Source organism: Mesorhizobium sp. LSHC420B00, from assembly GCF_000503055.1.
Lineage (GTDB): Bacteria > Pseudomonadota > Alphaproteobacteria > Rhizobiales > Rhizobiaceae > Mesorhizobium.
Genome location: NZ_AYVY01000004.1, coordinates 118,985 through 139,423 on the forward strand (window position 1 = coordinate 118,985; position 20,439 = coordinate 139,423).

Genomic DNA, 20,439 nt, shown 5'->3' on the forward strand with positions numbered 1-20,439 from the left:
GTCGGATTCCGTTGCCTATCCGCCGTTGGCGGCGAGCACGATCGCCGCACGCAATTCTTCGAGGCCTTCGCTCTTTTCCGACGACGTGGCGAGCACGAAGGGAAAGGCCGCCGGGCGTTTCTTGATCTTCTGCAGCGTTTCCTCGATCAGCCGTGGTACCCCCGCCGCCTTGATCTTGTCGGTCTTGGTCAGCACGATCTGATACGACACCGCCGCCTTGTCGAGCAGCGACAGCACCTCGTCGTCCTTGGCCTTGATGCCATGGCGGGCGTCGATCAGCACGTAGACGCGCTTCAGCGTCACCCGGCCCTTCAGGTAGTCGAACACGAGCTTCGTCCACTCGTCGACCTTTTCCTTCGGCGCCGTGGCGTAGCCATAGCCCGGCATATCGACCAGTGCCATCGGCGGCAGATCGGCGCCTTCTCCCGAAAATCCGCCCGGCACGAAATAGTTGAGCTCTTGCGTCCGGCCCGGCGTGTTGGAGGTGCGCGCCAGCCCCTTCTGGTTGACCAGCGCGTTGATCAGCGACGATTTGCCGACATTGGAGCGGCCGGCAAAGGCGATCTCGGGTGGACCCTCCGGCGGCAGGAATTTCATCGCCGGCACGCCGCGGATGAAGATCCAGGCTCGCGTGAACAATTCGATGCCGATCGTGGTCTTGTTCAACGCGTTCAAACCGCTGCCTCCAGAAGAAAAATGTTGCTGCCACGAATGGCATCGAGATTGCGGCTGATCTTTTCCACCGGCCAGTGCCACCACGCCAGCGCCAGCAGCCGCCGGATGGTCCTGTCATCGAAGCGCATCTTCACCACCTTGGCCGGATTGCCGGCGACGATCGCATAGGCCGGCACATCGTGCGTCACCACCGACTTTGCCGCCACAATGGCGCCGTCGCCGATCTTGACGCCCGGCAGCATCACCGCTTCCATGCCGATCCAGACGTCGTTGCCGACGATTGTGTCGCCACGCACCTCCTTCGACCATGTCGCCGGGTCGAAGCCTTCTTCCCAGCCGTGGCCAAAGATATTGAACGGATAGGTCGAAAAGCCGGACATGGCGTGAGGCGCCGTTCATGATGAAACGCGCGCCCTCGGCGAGGGCGCAGAACTTGCCGATGACCAGCCTGTCGCCGATGAACGGATAATGATGCAGCACGCATTTTTCGGCGAATTTGTCGGGTCCGTCAGGGTCGTCATAATAGGTGAAGTCGCCGATCTCGATATTAGGCGCCGTCACCAGCGGTTTCAGAAAGCCGACGCGTGTGTGCAACGGGATCGGATGCTTGATCGATGGATTGGGTCCGGTCATATCGAGCTCCGTCGAGCACCTGCCAGGCAGGCCAAAATAGCGCGATCCGTCCCGCAGTACCAATCGCTTAATCCAGGCCGGCAGCTTGTGCAAAAAGCCCCGGACGAACCGGGGCTTTCTGGTTTCGCATTATCGGAGCGCCGGCTATTCCGCCGGCGACGGTTTCTTGCGGAACAGCGCGACCAGATTGTCCCACAATTCGATCTTGGCGCCCTGCCGCTTCATGATCACGCCCTGCTGCAGGATCGACAACGTGTTGTTCCAGGCCCAGTAGATGACGAGGCCGGCCGGAAAACCCGCCATCATGAAGGTGAAGATCACAGGCATCCAGGTGAAGATTGCCGCCTGCGTCGGGTCCGGCGGCGTCGGGTTCATGCGCATCTGCAGGAACATCGTCACGCCCATGATCAGAGGCCAGACGCCGATCATCAGCATGTGCGGCAAGGTGATCGGGATCAGCCCGAACAGGTTGAAGATCGATGTCGGATCCGGCGCCGCCAGATCCTGGATCCAGCCGAAGAACGGCGCGTGCCGCATCTCGATGGTGATGTAGAGCACCTTGTAGAGCGAGAAGAACACCGGGATCTGCAACGCCACCGGCCAGCAACCGGCGAGCGGATTGATCTTCTCGGTCTTGTACAGCTCCATCATCGCCTGCTGCTGCTTCATCTTGTCGTCCGCGTATTTCTCACGGATCTCGAGCATCTTGGGCTGCACCTTCTTCATGTTCGCCATCGACGCATAGGACTTGTTGGCGAGCGGGAAGAACAGCGCTTTGACGATGACGGTGGTGGCGAGGATCGCCAGGCCGAAATTGCCGAAGAATTTGTAAAGCGTGTCGATCAGCCAGAACATCGGCTTGGTGATGAAATAGAACCAGCCCCAGTCGATCAGCAGGTCGAACTGGCGAATATGACGGTCCTTTTCATAAGCGTTGATCGTCGAAACTTCCTTGGCGCCGGCGAATATCTCCGACTCCACGGTCGTCGATTGCCCGGGAGCGACCGTGACGGGATCGGACAGGAAATCGGACTGGTAGCTGTGCGGATGGGGCCCGCTTTTGAACTCGAAATAAGAGAATTTGGGCTGAAATTCGCGGCCGCTAGGCGGCACCAGGGTCACCGCCCAATACTTATCGGTGATGCCCAGCCAGCCGTCGGTCGACTTGCCTGGCTTGTATTCCTTGTCCGATTCGACGCTGGAGTATTTGTATTCCTGCAGGCCCTCGCTTCCGGTAACGCCGATCAGGCCCTCGTGCAGCACATAGGTGCTGGCGATGGCCGGCTTGTCGAAACGCGTAACGCGGCCATAGTTCGACAACGTCGCCGGCGCCGAGCCGCCGTTCTGAACCGTGTCGGATACGGTGAACATATATTGGCTGTCGACGGAGAAGGTGCGCTTGAAGGTCAGGCCCTTGTCGTTGGTAAAGGTCAGCGTGACCGGCGTCGCCGGTGTGAGCGTCGCCTTGCCGTCGGTCTGCCAGACCGTGTCGGGGCCGGGCAGCGTGCCCACATCCGGCGCGCCAGAAAAGCCGATCTCGGCGAAATAGCCGTTCGGCAGGGACGCCGGGTTGAGCAACGCGATCTCGGGCGAGGTCTTGTCGACCGTCTCCCTGTAATGCTTGAGCCGGAGGTCATCGAGGCGCGCACCGGTGAGGTTGATCGAACCTTCGAGGCTCGGCGTGTCGATCTTGACGCGGCTGGTCGAGGCAATCGCCTGGTCGCGGCCGGCCGGCGTCACCGCGTCGCCGCCAGGCGCGCTCGGAATGGCGCCGGGCTGTACCGGTGTTTCGCTGGCGCCCGGACTGGTGCCTTCGGCGGCCTTCTTCTGCTCCGCCACGCGCTGCTCTTCGATGCGGGCGGCTTCGCGCTGCATCTCGCTGCGCGGCATCACATAGAAATATTGCCAAAGCGCCAGGATCAGCACCGACAGTGCGATGGTGATGAAGAAGTTGCGGTTGTTTTCCATCGAAGCCCTTGGCCTATCGTGTTCCACGCAATCTGCGGGAGAGTTCGGCCTTCAACTGGCCAAACGGAGTGGTAAGCACGTCTTCGCGCCCGACGATGACATAATCATTGCCCGGCGCCATGTCATCCGCGGCATGCGTGCGCACGGCCTCTCTCAGCCGCCGCCGGATGCGGTTGCGAACGACGGCGTTGCCGACCTTCCTGGTGACGGTATAGCCGACGCGCGGCGCTTCGCAGTCGCCGCGGCCCAGAACCTCGACGAGGAAAAGCCGTCCGCGGCGCTTTTCGCCGCGGCGGACAGCCAGGAATTCCGCGCGCTTCAGAAGCCGCTTGGGATGGGGACCCGTTGGCTTGCCGGTTGCGGGCAACGATCTTGTCTCTCGCTTGGTGCTCAGGCGCTGAGACGCTTGCGGCCGCGGTTGCGGCGGGCTGCGACGACGCCGCGGCCACCCTTGGTGGCCATGCGGGCACGGAAGCCGTGCCTGCGTTTGCGGACGAGTTTGGACGGCTGGTAAGTACGCTTCATTTGTTTAAATACCGCGGGGTGCGGCCCTTCTTGATTCTGTCACTTTGTAACAGGAGCTTTGCCGGGCCGGTTTTGGCGCGATCGAAACCGCGCCGGGACGAATGGCCCGAGCGTGAGCGGGCTTATAGAAAGAAGGGTTTTGGAAGTCAATCCAGCGCGTCGGGCCGGCGTTGTCGGACCGGCAGGGAAGTCTTGCGGCCCTTTGTTCGGCTTCGACCAAGGATGAATTTGGCAAAAAAGCCGCAATCGCCTAATCTCACCCGATCAAGCGATCGTGAAGACAAGCAGTCCTTAAGACAAGCAGCCGTGATGACAGGCAGCCGTGACGACGAGCATGAGTGAAGTCCCAGCAACCGACGAAAGCATCGCCGAGGCGAAGGCCGCCACCCGCAGGGTGCCCTTGGCGCGCGGCCTGTCGACCAAGTTGCTGCTGCTCACCATCGTCTTCGTGCTCTTGGCTGAAATCCTCATCTTCGTGCCCTGGATCGCCAGTTACCGGCTGAGTTGGCTGAAGGAGAGGCTGAGTACTGCCGCTGCTGTTTCCATCGTCCTGGTGCAGGGCGAACCTGCCTCGCTGTCGCGTGCCGCCCAGAACGACGTGCTGATGGCGATCGGCGCCAAGGCGATCGCCGTGCGCGACGGCGGCGTCTCGCGGCTGCTGGTCGTGGCCGAAATGCCGCCGCAGGTGGACGAGCATATCGATATCGCCAATGTCGGCATGATCAAGGGCATGACCGGCGCGCTGGACACGCTGTTTTTCGGCGGCAAGAGGATGCTGCGCGTTTTCGGACCGGTCGGCGACAGCGACAAGGAGTTCGAGCTGATCATGCCCGACCACCGCCTGCGCAATGCCATGCTGATCTATTCGCGCAACGTCGCCTTCGTCTCGCTGCTGATTTCGCTGTTCACCGCCATGCTGGTCTACGCCGCGATAGACCTGATCATGATCGGCCCGATCAGGACGATGACGCGCTCGATGCTGTCCTTTTCCGAGGCGCCCGACGATCCCGGTCGCATCATTCACCCCGCCGCCCGGGCCGACGAGATCGGCGTCGCCGAACGCGAGCTGTCGCAGATGCAGGAGCGGCTGCAAAAGATGCTGACCGAGCAGAAGCACCTGGCCGATCTCGGCCTGGCCGTGTCGAAGATCAACCACGACATGCGCAACATCCTTGCCTCGGCGCAGCTGATGTCGGACCGCCTGCGCCAGGTAAAGGACCCGACTGTTCAGGCCTTCGCGCCAAAACTGCTGCGCGCGCTCGATCGCGCCGTGTCCTATTCGGAAGGCGTGCTGTCCTATGGCCGCACCCAGGAGCCGCCGCCGTCGCGTCGCAGGCTGCGGCTGCGCCAGTTGGTCGAGGACGTCCAGGGCCTGCTCGACATCGAATGCGGCATCGAATTCGTCAACGCCGTCGATCCGGTGCTCGAGGTCGACGCCGATTCCGATCAGCTGTTCCGCGTGCTCACCAATCTTAGCCGCAACGCCGTGCAGGCGATGGCGGCGGACACCGAGAGCGCCGTAGTGCGCCGCCTGACCATATCGGCCGAGCGCATCGGCAGCGTCAGCCGCATCGTCGTCACCGACACCGGCCCCGGCCTGCCGCCGAAGGCGCGCGAAAACCTGTTCGCGGCGTTTCGCGGCTCGGCCCGCAGCGGCGGCACCGGCCTTGGCCTGGCGATCGCCCATGAATTGATCCGCGCCCATGGCGGCACGGTGGAGCTGGTCGAAAGCATCGGCGGCCGCACCACATTCGCCGTCACCATTCCCGACCAGCCGGTCCGGCTCGACCAAGCCCGCAACGGCCTGCGCCGCCCGGCGTAACGAACCGTTTCGTTACGGACCGTTTCAATTCGCAAATGGTTGGTCCGGGACTAAGAGTCATCGGCTCGGCCGCCGTGCAACGGCTTGTTTCGTTACGGACCGTTCCGATTGGCAAATGACCGATCCAAGACGACGACCTATCGGCTCGGCCGCCGCGTGACGCGATCTTACCTTCGCCGGCCGGCGCATGACGGCAAAACGTGACGGCAAAACTTTTGGCCAGGATCGGCTTGCTTTTCGCAAATTCAGTCGCTAGGGAACAGCTCACATTCGCGGCCGGTCGCCAGGATCGGATCGCGGGGCTATGCAAAGCATGGCCTGTTGCGCGCCCGTAGCTCAGCTGGATAGAGCACCAGACTACGAATCTGGGGGTCAGGAGTTCGAATCTCTTCGGGCGCGCCATTTGTAATGTACATCCCAATCCACCGGCATCGATGGACCGCTTAGCCGCTCATCATTGCCATCGTGGTGGCGCTTTAGCAGTTACCGGCAAATCTGCGGGATTCCCGGCGCTGAGAAACGACTTCTCCTTGGGGGATGAGCCACGGCTGGTCGGCTGATGTTTAGGACCGCCTTGCATGCAGGCGACTGCATGCGCTGCCGCCGCCCGCCACGGCGGCGGCGAACTCGATCACACGTGCGTTGCCGCTATCGAGCATTCGTACTAACCTCGCCCTTCTTGAAATCGTGCCGGGTCCTCAGGCTTGCCTTGGGAGATGCTAATGCGCGGGTTCTTGCCTTTCATTCTGTTGGTGCTTCTACACATTCCGATTGTATCGCATGCCGCCTCCATCCACGACGCCGCCATGAAGGGCGATGTCGCCGGGATCACGGCAGCGCTCGACGCTGGTGCCGGCGTCGATGAGAGCGACGGGGGCGCGACACCACTCTATCTTGCGGTTAGGGGCGGGCATTTTGCGGCGGCAAAACTGCTCATGGAACGCGGTGCCGACGTTAACGCCGCCCCGACGCCGCTTTTGGGGCCTGCGCTCATGCCGGCTTTGGCAAAACGCAGGATCGACCTGATCAATCTGTTGCTGGATGGGGGCGCAAATCCAAATTCGAAGCGCAGCCGCGAAAACGCTATCCACATCGCGGTGAATCTCGGTTGTTTCGACTGCGTGAAGGCACTCGTCGAGGCCGGCGCGGACGTGAATGCGAAGACAAAGGACGGCAAGACGCCGCTCCATCTGGCAAAATTCAAGAGGCAACGCGAAGTCGCTGACTATCTCATGTCGCACGGCGTCGTCTTGCCAACACCAGCTCCGATCTCGATGAAGTTGGCTACTGCCGATGTCGAGAAAGGCCGAACCTACTTCACCCGCCTGTGTGCCGGTTGCCACAATGCCGAGCCACAGGGAGCGACCAAGACGGGACCCAACTTGTGGAGCGTCGTCGGTCGCGACAAGGCGTCTGTGGCAAAAATGCGTTACTCCGACGCTTTGCTCGGCTGGGAGGGTGTATGGACGTACGAGGATCTGAACAGATATCTCTTCGGACCCATGCTCACCACGCCGGGCGTTTACATGGAGACGCCTGGTGTTCCGGACGAGACCGAACGGGTCGACCTGATCGCCTACTTGCGCACACTCAGCGACAAGCCGATCCCGCTGCCCTGAACGTTAGCCCCAGGAGGGCCGCGGCCGGATTGCGCCCAACGCCGATGAGCGCTCGAATTCTGCATGGAGGTCACTTCGCTTCCCCTTGACGAATGACCGGTTGGATCCGATTTTGGCTGTTCAGGGGTGGCAAGGGACAGTTTATGGCGCGCAAGGCGGACCTTCGGCTCCGAGCGGTGATCTGAGAAATCGATAGGCGCAGCAATAACATACGAGTTCCCAGTTTCATCCTCTTCGGGCGCGCCATCAATCCAATGCACGGCCCGCCTCATGGGGCCTCTCGGGCGCGGTGAGCTCATAGCCGCCCGACTATGACCGTGACCGGCGCCGGTGGTCGGAGGGTCGCGAGGGCTGAGCGCCATCCCTGCCAAAAGAGGGGATGGTCTGCTGATGCCGACTCAGTCGGCCTGCTTGATCTCCGGACCCGGTTCAGTCGGCGGCGCTGGCGTGCAATCCTGGCCGGTGCATTCCTGCACGGGATCTTTCGCCGGCGGGAGACAGTTTTGGCCTTCACAATGAACGGGCGGCTGCACTGTTGCGGCTTTGTTGTTCGGCGGCACAGGCCGATCCTCAGCGCGAACGGTAGGCATTCCAAGGTCGATCATGGCCGTGCACAAGAGCGCAATCCGAAGCAAATTCATTTCCGCCTCCGCAACTGACAGCCAGATGCAGACTACACGTTTGACCTGCGGCCAACATCCTGTCACCCGCGAACGGCGTTAACAGCGCGTTTCATTGCTGGCCAGCAGGGCGCGCGATTGAGATCGAGTGTCGTCCTCTTCCTAACAAACATCGCCAGGAACAGGCGTTCGGCGTGAGATGGCTGAAGCCAACCTTCCGATTTTCCGATACGCTCGTTTGAGGGTTTGAGGTGCCTTAGGGCTTTCGCGCATTCGAGGTTCTTCAGGTCTTTCACGGGGGGAGCATACATGATGGCATTCAACAGCGTCCGCTTCCAGGTCAAGCCGGGAAGTGAAGACGAATTCGTCGAACTGTTCAGCAGCGCTCCGCGCAATTTCGAGGGATTGCGAAAAATGGCTCTCATCAAATCCGGAGATGGCGCCTTCTTTTCGATTGGAGAGTGGGACACTTTCCAGCACATGGTCGATGCTCGGCCCAAAATGCTAGGCAATCTTGATCGGTTCCGGCATACGTTGCAGCAGCTTGAAGGCGGATATACGGATGCTGTTTCCGGCGAGGCCGTCTTCGAAACGGACGGCAGGAGCGGCGGCAGGTCGGTGTAGTGTTCGCATTTCGACAAAGCTTATGCCGTGCGCATCTCCCGCCACTCACCTAAACCGCACATTCCCACTGGAAAGCTCTGCCACCGACCTGCATCCCATCAGCCGCATGTCGCGTTCGATTTCGGTTCGCATCAGGCCGAGCGCCCGTTCGACGCCGGCCTGTCCGGCGGCTGCCAGCGGGAAGAGATAGTAGCGCCCGATACCGACGGCCTTGGCACCCAACGACAGGGCTTTCAGCACATGCGTGCCGCGCTGGACGCCGCTGTCGATGATCACGTCTATCTTGTCGCCCACCGCGTCGACGATCTCCGACAGCTGGTCGAACGGGCTGCGCGAGCCGTCCAACTGCCTGCCGCCATGATTTGACAGAACGATGCCGGTGCAGCCGATGTCGACCGCCTTGCTGGCATCGGCAACGCTCATGATCCCCTTCAGGCAGAACTGGCCGTTCCAGAAGCGGACCATGTCTTCGACGTCCTTCCAATCCAGCGATGGATCGAGGATCTCCGTGAAATAGCGGCTGATGGAAAGCGCTCCGCCGCCGAGATCGATATGGCCGTCCAATTGCGGCAGGCTGAACTTGTCGTGCGTCAAATAGTCGATGGCCCATCTCGGCTTGATCGCGAACTGCATCATGCCGCCGAGCGTAAGCCGAAAGGGGATGGAAAAGCCGGTCCGCAGGTCACGCTCGCGGTTTCCGCCGGTGACGCTGTCGACCGTCAGCATCATCACCTCGACGCCGGACGCCTTGGCGCGCTCCATCATGGCGCGGTTCAGGCCGCGATCCCTGTGGAAATAGAACTGATAGACCTGCGGCGTCCTGTGCTTGCGGACTTCCTCCAGGCTGACCGTCCCAAGCGACGAGACGCCGAACATCGTCCCGAACTTCTCCGCCGCCGCGGCGACGGCGCGCTCGCCGCTATGGTGAAACAGCCGCTGGAGAGCCGTCGGCGAACAATAGACCGGCATCGCCAGTTTCTGGCCCATGACGGTGACCGACATGTCGATCTGCCCGACACCGGCAAGCACGTTTGGGACGAGGTCGCAGTCCTCGAACGCAGCCGTGTTGCGCCGCAGCGTCGTCTCGTCGTCCGCGCCGCCATCGATATAGTCGAAGATCGGTCCTGGCAGGCGCTGTCTGGCCAGCCTGCGAAAGTCCTGAAAATTATAGCAGCTTTGCAACCTCATAGGGCTCAATCGGATCTATGCGGGGCGCGATGTCAAGCCTATGCAATTGTCGATCGCCGACTATTCCGCCGCCTCGCGTCAGCCCGCCACCGCGCCAACCGACTCCCGCTCCACCAGCGGGCATTCGAGCTTGGTGATGGGATGGCGGCCACGACCGGGAGGGGCGGGGACTTCCAGCTGCTCGATCGCCCATTGCCCCATCGCCATATGCGGCAGGATCGACGTCGTCAGCGGCGGGAACAGATGGCGCGCGATCTCCTCGTCGTCATAGCCGACCACCGAAATATCCTGGGGGATGTGCAGGCTGGCCTCCTTCAGCGCCTCGTAGCAGCCGATCGCGGTGCGGTCGTTCTGGCAGAAGATGGCGGTCGGCCGGTCTTTCAGCGCCAGTAGCTTGATGGTCGCGGCATAGCCGGCGCTCGCCGACCAATCGCCTTCGACGACCAAGGCCGGGTCGAACGGGATGTCGGCTGTCGCCAGCGCCCGGCGGTAGCCCTTCAGCCGGTCCTGCGCCGCCTGCATCCATGGCTCGCCGGTGATGGTGGCGATACGGCGATGGCCATGGCTGATCAGGTGCCGGGTCGAGCTCTGGCCGCCGGCGATCTCGCTCGGCACCACGGCGGGGAAGGCATAGTCGGCGGTGTAGCAGTTGAGCAGGATGACCGGAATGTCGAGGCCGTAGAGATACTCCGGCGCGACGATCTCGCGGGTGAAGATGGTCATGTAGATCAGCGCCGAAATGCCCTGCTTGGTCAGCGCCGCGATGGCCCGGGGCTCCATCACCTCGTCGCCCATGGTCTGCGCCACCAAAAGTACATTGCCAGCGTTCCACGAGGCTTGCCGCGCCCCTTCAATGGCGACGACCGCCTCCGGGCTGGTCGCCAATTGGTCGACGGCGAAGCCGATCACGCCATCCAGCCCGTCAAAAGCGGCAACCGGGGCTCGCAGGGCGGAAAACACCGGCGGCGCATAACTGAGGGCCCGCGCCGCCTCTATCACCCGCTCACGAGTTTGCTGCGATAGCCTGATGCCCGGCGTGTTGTTGAGGACGAACGAAACCGTCGCCTGCGAACAACCGGCGGCCCTGGCGATGTCGGTCATGGTAACGCGGCCTCTGGGGTTTTTCCCGGACGGTTTGCGCCGCCTTGTACCCTCAAGGACGGGATCGCGTAGTGGTTCGTTCATGTCATTCGTCCCTCAAATCTCGCATTTGTAAGGTAAAGCGATGCTAATAGATATAAGTGCCGTCTTAAGTGATTTAGTCGCGAATCCGACGTGACAGCGCATTGGGAGGCCCCTTTCTTGTGAGAATCCCGATTAAACTAATACTCTTTACTAATATCCGGCGGCCCTATAACGTCAATCCATCATGCTCGGACGAACATCGGACCCGCGCATGTTCGGAACGTAAGCCAGCCTAGTGGCGGACAGTTCCCGTCAACCGAAGCTCGCCTGCCGTTTCGAGGAAATGTCAGACAAATCGGACTATTTACGAACGACGAATGAGTCTCTAAAGTCGACGATCGCGGCTGGAATGGCGTCGTTCTTCGCTGCCGGAACCCTGAGGAGGAGGGCGTCCAAGCCGCGCCGGCACGTTCATCATCAGCGAAAATTACTGAGTCAAATGGGAGGTTGAATATGAAATCTGCGATACGAAATGCGTCCGTCGCCGCTGCGGCCCTGCTGCTCGGCCTGTCCGTGAGCGCAATTGCGCGGGCCGACGACAAGCCGACACTGGCCTTCGTCGTCAACGGCGCTTCCGATTTCTGGAAGGCTGCCGAAGCCGGGGTCAAGAAGGCTCAAGGCGAATTGCCCAATTACAATCTAGAACTCAAATATCCGGAGCAGTCCTCGGTCGCCATCCAGCAGCGCCTGATGGACGATCTGGTGACGGCCGGTGTTAAGGCGATCATGGTCTCGGCCGTCGATCCCAAGACGTCGACCGACGGGCTGAACAAGATCGCCTCGGAAACGGCGTTGTTCACCACCGACAGCGATGCACCGCAGACCAAGCGTGTCGCCTATATCGGCTCGTCCAATGTCGATGCCGGCAAGCAGGCGGCAGAGATTGCCAAGAAGGCGATGCCAGATGGCGGCAAATGCCTCGGCTTCGTCGGCCTGCTCGGCGCCGACAATGCCAAGGAACGCATCCAGGGCATGAAGGACGGCCTCGCCGGCACCAAGATCGAACTGGTCGACGTGCGTGGCGACGATATCGACCAGGCCCGCGCTAAGAAGAACGTCGAGGACGCGCTGGTCGCCAGCCCCGACGTCACCTGCATGGTCGGCTTCTATTCCTACAACACGCCGCGTATCTATGAGGCGCTGCGCGATGCCGGCAAGCTCGGCCAGATCACCGTCGTTGGCTTCGACGACGATCCGATCACGCTGGGCGGCGTCAAGGAAGGCACCGTCGCCGCCACCGTCGTGCAGCAGCCCTTCGAATGGGCCTATCAGGGCATGAAGCTGATGGCCGCCTATCTCGAAGGCAACAAGTCGGGCGTTCCCGCCGATGGACTGATCATCATCCCGACCAAGATCATCGGCAAGGACGATGTCGACGCCTAGCCGCCAGCCTCAAGGCGATGTCTGGAAACTGAGCAAACTAGGTTGCGCCGGCTCAAGGTTCGCCTTGAGCCGGCGTTCTATTGACGGGCCTCGCGAGGCCCGTCAGTCTGAGTCCAAAACGGCTCACCGGCTGCTGTCAGGCGTGATGAATTATTCCGACCCATCCATCGTTGCATCCACGGACGCTCCGTTCCTGAGCCTCAACGGTGTGCGCAAGACCTATCCCGGCGTTGTCGCGCTGGACGGGTTCTCGATCGAGGTCAGGCCCGGCGAGGTCATCGGCCTGGTCGGCGAAAACGGCGCCGGCAAATCGACGCTGATGAAGATCCTCGGCGGCGTCACCAGGCCGGACACCGGCACCATCATTGTCGATGGCGCCGCCCATGACGGGCTGACTGTCGAGGCCAGCATCGGTTCGGGCATCGCCTTCGTCCACCAGGAACTCAACCTGTTCGAAAACCTCGACGTTGCCGCCAATATCTTCTTCGGCCGCGAACCGCTGCGCGCCGGCCCGCTCAAGCTGGTCGACCGCGCCAGGCTGCGAGCGCTGGCGGCGCCGCTGCTCAAACGCGTGGGCGCCAATTTCTCGGCCGATACGCCGGTATCGGCGCTGTCGCTGGCCCAGCAGCAAATGGTCGAGATCGCCAAGGCGCTGTCGATCAAGGCAAGGCTGGTTATCCTCGACGAGCCGACCTCGAGCCTGCCGATCGCCGAAACCGACAAGCTGCTTGGTGTCATCAAGGCGCTGAAGGCAGACGGCATCAGCGTCATTTTCATCTCACACCGCCTGCACGAGGTCGAGCGCGTCGCCGACCGCGTCGTCGTGCTCAGGGACGGCATGCTCGCCGGAACTTTGCCGAAGAGCGCCATCAATCACGACCAGATGGTCAAGCTGATGATCGGCCGCATGCTCAAGGAGAGGGAGAAGGCCGCAGAATCGGCGCGCCCGCCGGGCTCTGTCGCGCTGTCGGTCAAGGCCATTCGCACCGCCGCCTATCCCGACCGGCCCGTCGACCTCGACGTCAGGCATGGCGAGATCCTCGGCCTTGCCGGTCTCGTCGGCTCCGGTCGGACGGAGCTGGCGCGCGTGCTGTTCGGCATCGACAAGAGCTTTGGCGGCTCGTTCCAACTTGACGGAAAAGATCTGGTTCTTGGTTCGGCCGCGGACGCAGTGGCCAACGGTATTTTCCTCGTCCCGGAAGACCGCAAGCTGACCGGCATCCTGCTCGATCTGTCGATTGCCCAGAACATCTCGCTGCCCAATCTGCCGGCGCATTCGCGGCGCTCGCTGGTCTCGGCCAGCGCCGAGGCCGCCACCGCCGAGAAACAGAAGACCGATCTGGGCATCAGGGCGCCCTCCGTGCAGACGCGTACCGGCACGCTGTCGGGCGGCAACCAGCAAAAGGTCGTGCTGGCCAAATGGCTGGCGATGAAGCCGAAGGTGATGATCCTCGACGAGCCGACACGCGGCATCGACATTGGCGCCAAGGCCGAGATCTACGGGCTGATGCGGGCGCTGGCCGATGCCGGCGTCGCCGTGCTGATGATCTCCAGCGACATGGAGGAGGTGATCGGTGTTTCCGACCGCATCGCCGTCATGCATGAAGGCCAGATCTCCGGCATTCTCGACAAGGAACGGTTCAGCCAGGAAAACGTGCTGCTGCTGGCGGTCGGCAAGCAGCCGAAATAGTTCGCCGGCATTGGGAGACGACGATGAGCAAGAAAGATCTCGGCCTGCTGATCCTGATCCTGGCGGTCGGCGCGGTGGTAGCGATCATCAACCCGCGCTTCCTGCTGCCGATCAATCTCGCCAACACCTCGAACCTGATCGGGTTGTTCGGCATCCTGTCGATCGGCCAGGCTTTCGTCATCATCACCGGCGGCATCGAATTGTCGGTCGGCTCGGTGGTTGCGCTGCTCGGCGTGCTGTTCATCGACTTCATCGCCACGCGCGGCATGGCCTGGCCGGTCGCCCTGCCGCTGATCCTGGTGCTCGGCGGCATCATCGGGCTGGCGCATGGCTGGCTGATCACCCGGCTCAAATTGCAGCCTTTCGTGGTGACCTTGTGCGGCCTGCTGATCTATCGCGGCGTGGCGCGCTTCTATACCGCCGACGGCACCGCCGGCTTTGCCTTCGGACAGAACTTCCCGGAACTCGAGTTCCTGACGGCGGGGCGGTCCTGGGGCGTGCCGAACAGTTTCATCGCGCTGATCGTCATCGCCGTCGTCATGTGGGTGGTGCTGCACCGTTCGGTGTTCGGGCGATATCTCTACGCCATCGGCAAGAACGAGGAAGCGGCGAAATATTCCGGCATCCGCACCGGCCGCATCGTCATGGCCGCCTATGTCATCTGCGGCGTGCTGACGGCGCTGTCGGCTATCTATTTCGCCATGTACACACGCTCGATCTCGCCGGCGAGCCACGGCCAGTTCTACGAGCTCTACGCCATCGCGGCAGCGGTGCTCGGCGGCTTCTCGCTGCGCGGCGGCGAAGGCTCGCTGATCGGCGTCCTGCTCGGCACGGTGCTGCTGCAGGAGTTGCAGAACCTCGTCAACCTGCTCGGTATCCCGTCCTCGCTCAACTTCGCCGTGATGGGCGGGGTGATCCTCATCGGCGTTCTGGTCGACCAGCAATGGGGCGTGTTCAGGGCGCGGCGGCGGATGCTGGAAGCCACCCGCAAGGGCGTGGCGGGTGCTGCCGCGGAATGACGCAAAAATAGCTGGATGAAATACGCCGACTGCCATTGGCAGGCATGAAAAGGTCAGCCTGAGCTTCGCGACAGCAGTTCAGGTTAATCTCTATTTGGAACGAAACCCGTATCTGAGCGTTTATTTAAGCTTTGCTACGCGGAGGCGTCCCATGCCCATGAATCCAGTAAGTACCGCAAAGATAGGAACTCACCCCCTCCACCCGATGCTGATACCTTTTCCTGTCGCGTTTCTTGTCGGTGCCTTTGTCACCGACCTGGTTTTCTGGGGGACTGCCGACGCCTTCTGGGCACGGGCATCGATGTGGCTGATCGGGGCAGCTATCGTAATGGCGCTTCTCGCTGCGACAGCTGGTTTTATCGACTTCCTCAACGAGCCGCGCATTCGCGCCTTGTCCGACGCCTGGTACCACATGCTGGGCAACTTGACCGCGGTCGTTGTGGCTCTGATCAATTTCTACCTTCGCTATGCTCAAGGCGCCGAGGCCGCGGTCCGACCGTGGGGCGCGCTGTTGTCGTTCATAGTGGTCTGCATACTGCTGTTCACCGGCTGGAAGGGCTGGGAGATGGTCTATCGGCATCACGTTGCAGTTCTGGATACACCGGCGGATGCACCAGCGAAGCCTTCGACAACCACTAGCACGGATACTCATCACGCTGGTCGGGATCGGCACGCCGCATGAGGCCATGATCCCGAACAGTGGATACCGGTTCCAAAAAGATATGGGTTAGACAAGTAGCGCCCATCCCGAATGCATCGGATGGGCGCGCCTTAGATGAGGCCCGACATGTCGGAGAAGGCCATGGCCTTGCGCAGCACCTCGGTGAAGCGCTCGCCGGCGGCTTCACGAGGGCCGCTATTGTCGATGGAGGTGACGCCCGGTCCGGACAGCGCCACATTGGCGCTGCGCGCCAGCCGTGCCAGCACTTCGCCGCGCGACTCGCGCCCGCGCAAGGCCAGCCGCTCGGCCAGGATCTCCGGTGCAGCCGTGATCTCGACGATAGCCAGATTGGCGTAGCGGTCCCGCAGCGTCGGGATGATCGCGCGCGAGACGTTGGCGATCGCGACACGGCCGTTGGAGACTGACCAGTCGACTTCGGCCGGGATGCCATAGCGCAGGCCATGCGCCTCCCAGGAAATCGCGAAGGCGCCATCCGCTTCGGCCTCGACGAAGGCAGCGTCGGCTAGCGTATCGTGATCCTCGGTGGCCGCATCGCTCGGCCGGGTGATCACCCGGCGAACGAACTCCAGTCGGCTCTCGTCGGCAAACATGGCGCGCGCATAGCCGATCACCGTGTCCTTGCCGGCACCGCTCGGTCCGACGACGGCGACGAAGACGCCGTCGCGGATTGGAAATCCCGCGGCGGACAATTCACGCTCGACCGATGCCGACACCATCATGCGACCCGCCGTCCCTGCCGCCACACCGTGCGGACAACCGGGACGTGATCGTCGACGCGCACGCGAACCAGATCGGCGCGCCGGCCGGGCTCGATGACACCGCGATCGGTGAGGCCGACAGCCTCGGCCGGGTTCTTCGACACCATCGCCACTGCCTGAGGCAACGAGATGCCCTCGACCACGTCGCCGAGGAAAAAGGCCGACTGGATCAGGCTGAACGGAATGTAGTCCGATGACAGGATATCGAGCAGGCCGTCGCCGGCCAGTGTGCGGGCCGAGACATTGCCCGAATGCGAAGCGCCGCGCATGACGTTCGGCGCGCCCATCAAAACGCCGAGCCCTGCCTCTTTCGAAGCCCGAGCCGCCTCCTCGGTGGTCGGGAACTCGGCGACACGGACGCCTTGCTCGATCGCTTCATCGACATGGCTGACGGTTGCGTCGTCATGGCTGGCGAGCACGATACCGCGCTCTTTGCACGCAGCGGCGATGAAGCTGCGGTTCGGGCTCGAGTTCTTCGCCGATTCCGCCATCCGCTTTTCGCAGAATTTCTGGAAATCGCGATCGGTCAGCTTCAGCTTGCGCTGGTAGTAATACGCATAGGTTTCGAGATCGACGAATTGCCGCTGTCCCGGCGCGTGGTCCATCAGCGACGCCAGCCTGACCCGCTCGTCGCCGTCGAAATTGGCGAAGGCTGTGAGGCAGTCCGGCGCCGAAACCTCGCAGCGCAGATGGATGAAATGGTCGGCCCTGAGCCGGTCCTGCTGGACGCTGTCCTCAATCGCCTCGGCCAGCTTGCGTATGTCGGCGGCCGTCAGGTCGGCGTCCTCGTCCATACCGACGCGCAAGGCGTCGAGCACGGTGGTGATGCCGGCGGTCGCCACCTGCGCGTCGTGGGCGAGCACCGCGGCGATCGGGTTCCAACGCACTTTCGGCCGTGGCGCGTAGTGGCCTTCGAGATGGTCGGTGTGGAGCTCGACCAGGCCAGGGATGATGAAGTCGCCGCCCATGTCCTCGCCGCTGCGGCCAGCGCGGGGAGCAATGTCGGCGATCACGCCGTCGCGCAGCACGATCGACCCTTCGACGATCTGGTCGGCAAGCACGATGCGGGCGTTGTCAAGAACGGTCTCGGCGGTCATCTCAGGCAGTCCTCGGAGCATTTTGCAGCCAACTGAAAATGGATTGGCGTCGCACAATGCGGTTAAAGGAAATAGTCATCTCAGGCAGTTCTTCTGGCCGGGCGGCGCCCGAGCGCGTGATGGGACAGCACCATGAACGGCGCACCCGGCTCAGTTTCGACAAACAGCGTCAGCGCGTCCACCGGCACCGGCCGTTGCAGCACGTCCGCAAACAGGCTGTCGATTGCTAGGCGAAGACGAGGGCTTTCCTGTGACGACACCCGGCCGGACAGGGTCATATGGAAACGAAACGTCTCGAAGACATAGGGGTAGCCCCATTGGCAGAGATTGCGGAACTCATCGGGCTTCAGCGAGTCGGGGCTGCGGCGTTCAATCTCCGCGTCTGTCAGCGGCGCGCGAAAGCGGTCGAAGCCGCGCACCACATCATCGGCGAAACGGTTGAGCCCCGGCAGCGGTGCTTCCGGCACGAGCGCGAAAAAGCTGTCGATCTGGCTGACGACGAGACGCGGGACCGTCACCACCGGCGTCGCCTCGGCAAAATCGTCGAGTGCGGCGCGAAGCGAGGCCTCCGTCTCGTTTGAAGCCAGCCGGAAGGGCGCCTTCAGCGTCGCATGAAAGCCGTAGCGGCGCGCCGAGGCGGTATGGAAGGCAACTTCCGCTGCCGACAACTCGCCCACCGCCTCGACCGGCCTCGTGGCGGCACCGAAGGGATCACGGCCGAGCCAATTGGCGGCGATCCGCGCCAGCGGTTCGTCCTGCAGGGGGGTGAAATAGATCGCGTAGCGCATCGAAGTTCCTCGTCAGCCCCGCTGCCATAGGCGATTTGCATGACGAAATGACGAAGCTTTGCAGCGTTTTCGGTAACAAAACGACACAGCCTGGTCATTAGCCGACGATTTTTTCGGCTTGGACCAGCGGTTGAGAAGCGAAGGGGAAACGGTCAGGCCATCAGCCATTCGTGCTCGGGCGCGTTGTGGAATTTCCACGTCCGCTTCGGTCCGGCCATGACGTTGAGATAATAGAGAACATAGCCGTGGCAGGCGGCGCAGGGGTGATAACCCTTGGGTACCAGCACGACGTCGCCGTCCTCGATCGCCATCGCCTCGTCGAGCGAACGAGAGCCGTTCTGGTCGGCATCGGTGTAGACGCGCTGGAAAGCAAAGCCCTGCGGCGGGTTGAGGCGGTGGTAATAGGTCTCTTCGAGATAGGATTCGGCCGGCAGATTGTCCTGGTCGTGCTTGTGCGGCGGATAGCTCGATGTGTGGCCGCCGGGCGTGATGACCTCGACCACCAGCAGGGAATCGGCCGGCTCGCCCTCCGGCAGGACGTTGGTGACGTAGCGCGTGTTGGTGCCTTTGCCGCGGGTCTCCTGGCCGAGATCCTTCGGCGCAATGATGCGGACCGGCAGACCGCCGCCAAGCCCCGGCGCCGAGCACACGGCGAGTTCGAGATCGGTATCGGCGCTCACCGACCACTCCGAGCCCTGCGGCACATAGACCGACCACGGCTTGCCCTCGAACGGCGACATGCGTTCGCCCAGGAGCCCGAGATCCTTGCCGCCGGCCTTGACCTTGCCCTTGCCGGTGACGAATACCAGACAGACCTCACGATCCGCGGTTTGCCCGGAAGCGGTGTCGCCGGGCCTCAGCCGATGCAGATCGAAGCCGACATAGGTCCAGCCGGCGTTTTGCGGCGTCACATGGGCTATGCGGCCGTGGCCCTTATTGGCTTTGACGAGCAGCTTCGACATGGTCATTCCTTCGGTTTGGCGTTTGCCGATGGCTTGTCTTCGTCGGCCGGTTTGTAGAGGTAGAAAAACTGCCAGACCGCATAGCCGGCGAAGCCGAGCGCGATCACGCCCCAGAACGGCGTGCCGGTAGCGAATTCGATCACCGACCAGACCAGGCAGACCGCGACAATGGCGACGCGCCGCCACAAAGGCCGGAAAAACGGGTGCTCGGAGTCTTTCATCGGATAAACGCCGGCATCGGGTCAGCCCTTCCTCGCGAACTCTCAAGCATTGGGAAAGCCCAGTGTCTCAACCGTATAGCCGGCCGCCGTCATCACCCGCATCAATTCCTTGTAGCCGACCTGTGCCATCTTGAGTGGCGGGTTCTTCTTCGGATCCTGCTCGGCCTCGACCACGAACCAGCCTTCATAGCCGTGGTTGGCGAGCCTCTGGACGATGGCGCCAAAATCCAGCGATCCATCTCCCGGCACGGTGAAGGCACCAAGTGCTACCGCGTCGAGGAAGGATTGCTTGTTGCGATCCAGCTTTTGGATCACCTGCATGCGTACGTCCTTGACATGCACGTGGTTGATGCGCCGGTGGTGGTTGTCTATCGCGCGCAGCACATCGCCGCCGGCAAAGGCCAGGTGACCGGCATCGAGCAGCAGCGGAATGCCCTCTCCCGAATAGCGCATGAAAGCGTCGAGCTCCGGCTCGGTCTCGATCACCGCCGCCATATGATGATGGTAGGAGAGCGGCATGCCTTGCCCGGCACACCATTCGCCGAACTCGGTTAGCCGCCTAGCGTAGGCTTTCATCTCATCGTCCGACAGCCTCGGCTTGATGGCAAGCGGTTTCGAGCGGTCGCCCTGGATGGAACGGCCGACTTCACCATAGACGATGCAGGGCGCATTCACCGCCTTGAACAGGTCGATCATCGGCTGGATACGAACCTTGTTCTTCGCCATGTCTTCGTCGACCAGCGTCCCGGAGAACCAGCCGCCGCACAGCGTCACGTCGGCCTCTTTCAGGATCGGCAGCATGATCTCCGGATCGTTGGGAAAGCGGCGGCCCATTTCCATGCCGGTAAAGCCGGCCGAGCGCGACTGGCGCAGGCACTCCTCCAGCGACACATCATCGCTGAGTTCGGCAAGATCGTCGTTCCACCATGCAATCGGGGACATGCCCAGTTTGGCTTTCAAGTCGTCACTCCAATTTCTGA

Annotated in this window: 18 protein-coding genes, 1 tRNA gene and 2 pseudogenes; 8 read left to right on the forward strand and 13 right to left on the reverse strand. The window is 62.3% G+C overall.

What is annotated here, in order from left to right; genetic code table 11:
• Positions 1 to 15: 15 nt before the first annotated feature.
• The 5 genes and pseudogenes from yihA to rpmH form a co-directional block, all read right to left on the reverse strand.
• Positions 16 to 675: a ribosome biogenesis GTP-binding protein YihA/YsxC gene (gene yihA / locus X760_RS49730; RefSeq protein ID WP_031193748.1), complete on the reverse strand. Its 660-nt coding sequence runs from the start codon at positions 673 to 675 to the stop codon at positions 16 to 18.
• A pseudogene (locus X760_RS78815) lies at positions 672 to 1,308 on the reverse strand (CatB-related O-acetyltransferase). Before X760_RS78815 ends, yihA begins: the two are co-directional and overlap by 4 nt.
• Positions 1,309 to 1,452: 144 nt before the next feature.
• On the reverse strand, positions 1,453 to 3,276 hold the full coding sequence (yidC, locus tag X760_RS49740; protein ID WP_023718215.1) for a membrane protein insertase YidC: 1,824 nt from the start codon (positions 3,274 to 3,276) through the stop codon (positions 1,453 to 1,455).
• A 13-nt stretch (positions 3,277 to 3,289) separates the two neighbouring features.
• Complete coding sequence (gene rnpA / locus X760_RS49745; RefSeq protein ID WP_023718216.1) at positions 3,290 to 3,643, reverse strand: ribonuclease P protein component; 354 nt, start codon at positions 3,641 to 3,643, stop codon at positions 3,290 to 3,292.
• Positions 3,644 to 3,666: 23 nt separating this feature from the next.
• Positions 3,667 to 3,801: a 50S ribosomal protein L34 gene (gene rpmH / locus X760_RS49750; protein WP_008833937.1), complete on the reverse strand. Its 135-nt coding sequence runs from the start codon at positions 3,799 to 3,801 to the stop codon at positions 3,667 to 3,669.
• A 334-nt stretch (positions 3,802 to 4,135) separates the two neighbouring features.
• Between rpmH and X760_RS49755 the strand changes: the two genes are divergently transcribed.
• The 4 genes from X760_RS49755 (at position 4,136) to X760_RS49775 (ending at position 8,486) form a co-directional block, all read left to right on the forward strand.
• Positions 4,136 to 5,623: a HAMP domain-containing sensor histidine kinase gene (locus tag X760_RS49755; RefSeq protein ID WP_023718217.1), complete on the forward strand. Its 1,488-nt coding sequence runs from the start codon at positions 4,136 to 4,138 to the stop codon at positions 5,621 to 5,623.
• Positions 5,624 to 5,948: 325 nt separating this feature from the next.
• Positions 5,949 to 6,025 (forward strand) — tRNA-Arg (locus X760_RS49760).
• A 320-nt stretch (positions 6,026 to 6,345) separates the two neighbouring features.
• Positions 6,346 to 7,242, forward strand: a complete 897-nt coding sequence (locus X760_RS49765) for an ankyrin repeat domain-containing protein (protein ID WP_023718219.1) — start codon at positions 6,346 to 6,348, stop codon at positions 7,240 to 7,242.
• A gap of 929 nt (positions 7,243 to 8,171) precedes the next feature.
• Positions 8,172 to 8,486 (forward strand): antibiotic biosynthesis monooxygenase, encoded by a 315-nt coding sequence (locus tag X760_RS49775; protein WP_023718222.1) that lies wholly within the window; start codon positions 8,172 to 8,174, stop codon positions 8,484 to 8,486.
• A 45-nt stretch (positions 8,487 to 8,531) separates the two neighbouring features.
• On the opposite strand, the gene X760_RS49780 is transcribed toward X760_RS49775, so the two are convergent.
• Positions 8,532 to 9,674 carry an alpha-hydroxy acid oxidase gene (locus X760_RS49780; RefSeq protein WP_023718223.1) on the reverse strand — a complete coding sequence of 381 codons (1,143 nt, stop codon included), beginning with the start codon at positions 9,672 to 9,674 and terminating at the stop codon, positions 8,532 to 8,534.
• 78 nt (positions 9,675 to 9,752) lie between these two features.
• Positions 9,753 to 10,775, reverse strand: coding sequence for a LacI family DNA-binding transcriptional regulator (locus X760_RS49785; protein WP_023718224.1), 1,023 nt, complete (start codon positions 10,773 to 10,775; stop codon positions 9,753 to 9,755).
• A gap of 537 nt (positions 10,776 to 11,312) precedes the next feature.
• Between X760_RS49785 and X760_RS49790 the strand changes: the two are divergent.
• The 4 genes and pseudogenes from X760_RS49790 (at position 11,313) to X760_RS49805 (ending at position 15,633) form a co-directional block, all read left to right on the forward strand.
• A pseudogene (locus X760_RS49790) lies at positions 11,313 to 12,274 on the forward strand (sugar-binding protein).
• A 113-nt stretch (positions 12,275 to 12,387) separates the two neighbouring features.
• Complete coding sequence (locus X760_RS49795) at positions 12,388 to 13,932, forward strand: sugar ABC transporter ATP-binding protein (protein ID WP_023718225.1); 1,545 nt, start codon at positions 12,388 to 12,390, stop codon at positions 13,930 to 13,932.
• 23 nt (positions 13,933 to 13,955) lie between these two features.
• Positions 13,956 to 14,951 (forward strand): ABC transporter permease, encoded by a 996-nt coding sequence (locus X760_RS49800; protein WP_023718226.1) that lies wholly within the window; start codon positions 13,956 to 13,958, stop codon positions 14,949 to 14,951.
• Positions 14,952 to 15,102: 151 nt separating this feature from the next.
• Positions 15,103 to 15,633, forward strand: coding sequence for a DUF2231 domain-containing protein (locus X760_RS49805; protein ID WP_023718227.1), 531 nt, complete (start codon positions 15,103 to 15,105; stop codon positions 15,631 to 15,633).
• 89 nt (positions 15,634 to 15,722) lie between these two features.
• Here the strand turns inward: X760_RS49805 and phnN are convergent, their stop codons facing one another.
• The 6 genes from phnN to iolE form a co-directional block, all read right to left on the reverse strand.
• Positions 15,723 to 16,352 carry a phosphonate metabolism protein/1,5-bisphosphokinase (PRPP-forming) PhnN gene (gene phnN / locus X760_RS49810; RefSeq protein WP_023718228.1) on the reverse strand — a complete coding sequence of 210 codons (630 nt, stop codon included), beginning with the start codon at positions 16,350 to 16,352 and terminating at the stop codon, positions 15,723 to 15,725.
• On the reverse strand, positions 16,349 to 17,488 hold the full coding sequence (locus X760_RS49815; protein ID WP_023718229.1) for an alpha-D-ribose 1-methylphosphonate 5-triphosphate diphosphatase: 1,140 nt from the start codon (positions 17,486 to 17,488) through the stop codon (positions 16,349 to 16,351). Before X760_RS49815 ends, phnN begins: the two co-directional genes overlap by 4 nt.
• Positions 17,489 to 17,568: 80 nt before the next feature.
• Complete coding sequence (locus X760_RS49820) at positions 17,569 to 18,276, reverse strand: DUF1045 domain-containing protein (RefSeq protein WP_023718230.1); 708 nt, start codon at positions 18,274 to 18,276, stop codon at positions 17,569 to 17,571.
• Between the two features lie 152 nt (positions 18,277 to 18,428).
• On the reverse strand, positions 18,429 to 19,238 hold the full coding sequence (gene iolB / locus X760_RS49825; RefSeq protein WP_023718231.1) for a 5-deoxy-glucuronate isomerase: 810 nt from the start codon (positions 19,236 to 19,238) through the stop codon (positions 18,429 to 18,431).
• Between the two features lie 2 nt (positions 19,239 to 19,240).
• The gene (locus tag X760_RS49830) at positions 19,241 to 19,459 is read right to left on the reverse strand and encodes a DUF3329 domain-containing protein (protein WP_023718232.1); all 219 of its coding nucleotides are present in this window, start codon (positions 19,457 to 19,459) and stop codon (positions 19,241 to 19,243) included.
• A gap of 42 nt (positions 19,460 to 19,501) precedes the next feature.
• Complete coding sequence (gene iolE, locus X760_RS49835) at positions 19,502 to 20,419, reverse strand: myo-inosose-2 dehydratase (RefSeq protein WP_023718233.1); 918 nt, start codon at positions 20,417 to 20,419, stop codon at positions 19,502 to 19,504.
• Positions 20,420 to 20,439: the final 20 nt, after the last annotated feature.